We start from the raw sequence: 6374 nt of genomic DNA on the forward strand, positions 1-6374 counted from the left end.
CACCGACTCACTACCCACAAAAACCTGACCGTCCACACCCACCGCGAACTGCCACAACGCCCCCGCCGGACTCGCCTCCAAATGCTTGGGCGAGAAATCCTCCAACCTGCTCCACAACGGGTTGACCCGAAGCCGACCATCCTTGTCAAGCTCCCAGTCCTTCACNCCCTTCGGCTCCACCGCAGGAGCAAACTCANGATCCAAATTGNCAACCGGNCGCACATCACCACCCACCAGCGGAGCGGAATCCGCGGGCGGAGCAGAATCCGCGGGCGGAGCGGGATCGACCGGTGCCGGCACCCCGGCGGGTGGTGGGGCAGATTCCATGGTCGGGGGGGATTGCCCGTCAGCCTGAGGCTCCGGGCCACGCGGCGCCACCGCGGGAATCACTGCGGGGGTCGCGGCGGTGCTCTCGGTCAGCCATCCCACTATCTGACGGTGCTGCTGGCTCACATCCGCGGGCGGATTCGACCGACCTCCGCCGGAGCCGAGCCTTGGGGCCGGAGGCGCGGCGCCCGCCGGCTGAGCACCTCGAGTGTGCGTCTGGTAGGTGACCGCGTTGGGCTGTAGGCCCATCTGCACCAGACGGGTGGCCACAACGGGCGCGAGCACTCGCCAGGCCGAGTCGGCGCGAAGCTGTCCGCTTCTGACCGCGCGTCTGTAGCCGACGGTTCTGCCGTTGCCCCCGCCTTCNAGGTGGACGGTGAGCGGTGGAAGCCCGTCGCGAGCCCGCCGCGCGGCGTCGGCGACAATCTGTTCAGCGAAGCGGTTCAGACTCTGTCGTTGATTCGCGCTCAGGTCGGTATTGGTGAACGAGCGGACGCCTTCCGGGACGTCCAGCTCCAGGCGGACGCCGCGCCACTGGTCGGCCTGCTGGGACGCTCCCGCAGTAGTGATATCGGGCGGATCGGCCCACGTTGCGGGATTCGGTTCGGCAGCGTAACCCGGGGCCCCCCCGCGCAGCCGTCCGATCTCCTCGCCTCGCAGGAGCGAGGCCACATCGACGGCGAGGTCCTTCGTCACCCTCCACCGGTTCGCCATCTGGGACCGCAGATCACGGTAGACCCGCAGGATCTCGCTGTCACCGATCTCCCGACCCGCCGGACGGTGCCGTAGATCAATGCGCACCCAGTCCAGGAGATCATGCTCGGCACCCACCGGGCGCAGCGGCTCGAGTTCCGTCTGTTGCCCCGGAATGGCTTCCTGCCCCGCCGGCACCGGAAGGATCTCGTCGACCATCCCGGGATAGGTGGCGGGCAGGTCCGCGGCTGGAGTCGGGGCCAACGGCGGCGCATCGTCCGTGGCCGGTGGCAGCGGGCTCATCGGAGCGGCGGACGACGGCGGCGAGTCGGACCCGGGAGCCGGGGTGACCGCGGGTTCGTCCGGCGCCGCGGAATCCGGAAGCTCGCCGGCCGACCCGGCGGCGCCCGGATCGGGCAATTCCGGGTGATCTTCTGGAGAGTCGCTGGCAGGCGGAGGCGTGGGGGCCGGTGTCGCCGGCGCGCCCGGGGAGGCGCCATCGGGGAAGGAGGTCTGCTCCGGGGGAAGGGGATGCCGGATTTCCGGCGACGGGGCCGGAACCGTGCGCGATCCGCCGGGCGTGTCCGAACCCACGACGGGCGGCCCCGAGGCAGCCGGAGGCGTCGGCACCGCGGGCGGCCGCCCACCCACCGGCGGAACCGGCGACGTCGGAGGCGACAACGCAGCAGGCGACAACGCAGCAGCCGGCGGGCCCTGCGGCACCAGCGGCGCCGGAGCGGGTGCGGGTGCGGGTGCGGGGATGTTGCTGGGCGCGGGATCGAGCTGGGATACAGCCCAGCTCCCGAGCGCCGACTCCGACGGTCCCGCGCCACCGACCGACGGCGGAACCGGCCCAGGCCGCATGAGCGTCAATGCCTCGCCGGTGCTCCGGTCACGCAGGTCGGGAGGTGTCGTGGACCCCACGCGCGGGTCGGGCGCCACCACGTCGAGGTCCGAGTCCGCGGACGCCTGGTGGCTCGGCAGCAGGGCGGGTGTCCGCGGAGGCGTGGCGCCCTCGGCGGGGATCAGGGGCGAGGTGGCCGAGAGCGGACCGGCCGGCGCCGGCGTCGGCCGCGGCGGGATCTCATCGACCGACACCAGCGGTTCGACGTGCTGCGGGCTATCGATCGGCGCGATGACGGCATCGTGACCACGACCGAGACCGACCGCGGGCTGGGGAGCGGGGACATTCAGACCTGGACCCGAGAATTCGACCTGTCCCGTGGGGGCAGTCGACACGAGCGGGTCAGTCGACACCAGCGGACTGGTCGACGCGGGGACGGGGGGCGCGGGCGCTTCGGACCTGATCGCCGAGGGAGCATCGGACAGCGGCCCGGCGAACCTGTCCGGGGTGTCCGCGGTCCAGCCGTCCGGCCGATGGATGTCCAGGGGCTGGCTGTTCAGAGGCCGGCTGTTCCGGGGTTGGCTGTCCAGAGGCTGGCTGTTCCGGGGTTGGCTGTCCGGCACCCGGTCGTCGGACAGGTGGAGGTCGGGCACCCGCGACGGAGCGACAAAATGGTCGTCGAACTCTGCCAGGCCGTCGANCCCCGCCGCATCCAGATCCGGCAGGTGCGGTTTCAGGTTCGGCCCGTGCAGCTCGGGCCCGACCAGGTCGGAGATCGACGTCAGGTCCAGGTCGCTCAGGTCGGTGTTGGTGGAGCCGTCCGAGGCCTGGCTGAAAAGAGAGTCCGAGTCCGAATGGTCTGACAGGCTCGACGAGTCCGACAGGTCTGGCAAGACTGGCAGGTCCGGCAGGTCTGGCAGGTGCGACACGCTCGACAGGTCCGACACGCTCGACAGGTCTGAATCGGAATCCGAGAACGGGTCCAGGTCGACGTTGTGCAGGCTCGGCGTGTGCTCCGGGGGACCGTCGAGCGGACCGGCGGGGGGCAGATGCGAGTCCGCCCCGTCGGCCGGTCCGGTCATGCCGGCAGACGGACCGCCCTTGTCATGGCCGACGCCGGGGCCGTCATCGCTGCCGTCGTCGTCGGACCCGTCGGCCGGGTTCAGGTTGGGACCCGAGTCCGCCGGTCCGGGGCCGCCGTTGTTGAGATTCAGCTTGTTCAGAAGCGCGGCGATTTCCGGATTGATGTGGGCTCCCTTGCCCCCGCCACGCACCCCCTTACCGAACAGGTGGGCCGCATGCTCCGTGCTGCCCTCGACGGCGCCGGAGATCAGGTCGTCGANGACGGAGGAGAGTCCCCACTGACCATCCACCACGCCGCTGGCGAAGATCCCGCCGCCGGTTTCCGTCAATCCGGAGACAAGAGTCGCGACGGCCAGTCCGGCGAGCGGGTTCTTGAGGCCGTTCGTGAGGCCCNCGTTTTTCAGCCACTGGTCCAGCTTGCCCATCCCGGACTTCATGCCGGGCAGCGAGAGGATGGAGAAGGCGGCGGCGGCGAATCCGTACTCGACCATATGCCCGATCTCGCCGCCGTCCAGGCCGCTCCGCTTGCCGGCCAGGATCTGCCACGCCTGGGCCACGATCGACGAGCCGGGCATGAACAGCATCTGCATCGCGCCGATCTCGCCGACCGTCTTGGCCGATTCCTTGGACAGGACGCGCTGGATGATCGTCCGGGTCTGGATGATGCGGGCTTCCGCATCTGCCTCGTCCCCGAGCGCGGCCTCGATAGCCGCAATCGCGAGCTGNATCTGCATGAAGATGAACATGACGAAGCCCTGCTTGCGGCTGTAGTCCACCTGCAGTGCCTGGCTGCGTAGCAGCGTGGCCGCGGACTTCAGCAGCATGCCGGCCTGGAGCAGGAGCTTCGGGTCACTGATGACGAACGGCAGTGTCTGGGCGGTGAACCGCCGTCCGGCCTGACCGTGCACGGAGGTCTGGACCGCGCGGACGATCTTTGTCAACTCCGGTGACAACGTGTTGAGAACGACGTCGCCCAAGTGGTCCAGATCGTCGGCCAGGGCCCACATCTTCTTCGGATCGGCGCCGGGCAGGCGCATGCCGGTGAAGACATAGATGGCCTCGTCCATCGACTTGGACATCCGTTCACCTCCCCGACCCGGCGCCGATCAGGACAACGCCCGCGCAGGGCCGCCGCGCGCGGCGGCCTGTCCCGCTGGGCCCTCAGTGCTGTCAGCCGTGCTGTCAGCCGTGGTGGCCGCCCGGAGACTGCCAGTTGCCGGCCTGCTCGGTCGTCTCGCCCTCGGTGTTNTCACCGATCTGGCGTACGACGGACAGCCGGTCGCCCTGCAGTCCGATCGCCTCCCCGAGCGCCCCGTAGATCTTCCCGAAGGCGTCCATCAGCTGTTGGAACGTCTCCTGCGCGTAGAGCGACACCTCGTCCTTCGCGCCGTCGGCGAACTTGTTCCGGCCGAGGGTGTCGGCCAGCTCACCCCCCAGATCGGTCACGTGCTGGCGAAAGGCGCCGAGCGCCGGCACCTTCTGCGCGATCTCGTCGCCGTCGTGCCTGATCACGCCGTCACTCATCGCCACAGCCCGTTTCCCTCGGGCGGAGCCAGCTCACGACCGTCGTCGGGCATGTTCCGGGTGAACATCCGCAGGAGCTCGTCCACGAGGCTCTCCGCCGAGTCGACCTCGGCCAGGTTGCCCACGGGGGACGGCAGTTCCAGCATCAGCTCCTGCGCGCCGGCCAGGACCTGCCGACGGACCTCCTTGCGGGCCCGCTCGATCGTCTTCACCAGCAGATCGGCCAGTTCGGCCGGGGCGAGGTCCCGGTAGCCGTCGCCGCGGAAGGTGAGATCACGAATCTCGCCTCGCCCGCCCACGGTCACCGAGAGCAGCTTGTTCTTGTCGGTCGTCCGGTAGGTCGTCTCCTCGCCCCGCCGCCGGATCCGTTCCGTGACCTCCTCGGTGTGCGCCAGCTCGGCCATCGCGGCTTCCAACTGGTGCTCGTCGAACATCGCCATCACGTCTCCCCTTCCTGTCCCTTTCCTGTCGGGGTCATCGCGTCCTACCGGGGTCCTTGCGCGACCCATGTCCAGACACCGCGCGTGGCCCGCCCCGGGGGGGCGCCTTCGCCGCCTCGAGGCGGGCCACGCTGGCTCAGCGGGTGCCGGGGAGGTCAACGCCCACGGCGGGTCCTGCGATCCGGCGTGGGCGGCACCAGCACCGGGCTGGCGGGACGGTCGGGCTCGCCGTCGGCGGGGCCGTCGCCGCGGCCGACGACGGCCGGCGCACATTCGGGTTCCGTGCCCCACACGTCCTCGTCCTCCGTGAGCCACGTGTTGCGCTGACGTTCCTTGGGCTGCTGGCCCTGGCCGCCGCCACCGAGTCCGCCCATTCCGCCCATCGGCATGAACGGCATCCCGCCGGACATGGCCGAACCGTTGGCACCCCCCGAGCCGTTCAGTCCGCTGGTGCCGTCCCGGCCGAGGATGGAGCTGTCGCCCGTCACGAGCGGCTGCGAACCCGGCAGCGTGACGCCCGCCGTCCCGAAGCCGCCGCCGGCTCCGGGAAGGGCCCGGGCCATCGGCTGCCCGATGTTCCCGACCTGCACTCCCGTGCCGGCGGCGAGGGCGTGCGGATCGGGGGTACTCACGTCCAGCCCGTCGACGGGGGTGGGGAAGAACGTTCTCGGCGTCTGTTGACCAGTCAGATCGGACGGGTTGAGCAGGCCGTTGTCGCTGGACCCGATGCCGCCGACGGAGCCCGGGTTGAGCGACAGATCGCTCATGCCGGCCCCGGTCGTGGCCTGGGGGCTGAGCAGACCCNCCTGACGCAACGTGTCCAACTCGCCCGGGGTCACCGGCACCGAGTCCAGCAGTCCGTGTTGCTGCAGGTCGGCGAGCTGGGCCGGACTGAGGTCCCCGAGTGAATGGAGGCCGGTCGCGTTGGGGCCGAGCAGTCCGTCCTGACGTAGCTGGTTGAGCTGCGCGTCGGTGACGGGCACGTTGTCGAGCGCCCCGGAGGAGCCGAGCTCGGCCAGTTGCGCCGGGCTGAGATCGCCCAGGGTGTGCGGCGTGCCGTTGGTCGCTCCGAGCAGGCCGGCGTCACCCAGCGTCTGCAGATTCTGCGAGGTGAGCGGAACGTCGTTCAGCAGGCCGTCTCGCTGCAGTTCCTGGAGCTGCTCGGGGCTGAGGTCGCCGAGGGTGTGGGCGCCGGGAGCGCCGAGACCCGCCCGCTCCAGCGCCGCCGACTGCTCCGGGGTCAACGGCACGCCGTCGAGCTGCCCGGCCTGCTGAAGTGTGCTGAGCTGCTGGGGGCTGAGGTCGCCCAGCGTCTGNGGTCCGGAGGCGTTGAGACCGCCAAGGTTCTGGCCGTCGCCCAGGCCGTTCAGCCCGCCACCGGTGACGCTGTTCGGGCCGTTNGGGTTGTTCAGCCCGGCGAGGGCACCGGGCCCGCCGACCACGCCGGACAGGTCTCCCCCCGG

The 6374-nt window shown here is 70.5% G+C and carries 1 protein-coding gene; it reads right to left on the reverse strand.

What is annotated here, in order from left to right:
- Nucleotides 1–4467: 4467 nt before the first annotated feature.
- Entirely contained in the window at nucleotides 4468–4911 is a 444-nt protein-coding gene (locus FF86_RS29195) for a YbaB/EbfC family nucleoid-associated protein (protein ID WP_044888453.1), read from the reverse strand.
- Nucleotides 4912–6374 lie beyond the last annotated feature (1463 nt).

This window comes from Frankia sp. CpI1-P, assembly GCF_001421075.1.
Classification (GTDB): Bacteria; Actinomycetota; Actinomycetes; order Frankiales; family Frankiaceae; genus Frankia; species Frankia torreyi.

Bases quoted from the DNA above. Each gene is read 5' to 3' on its own strand.
- FF86_RS29195 (WP_044888453.1), bottom strand. From the start codon at position 4,911: ATGGCGATGTTCGACGAGCACCAGTTGGAAGCCGCGATGGCCGAGCTG.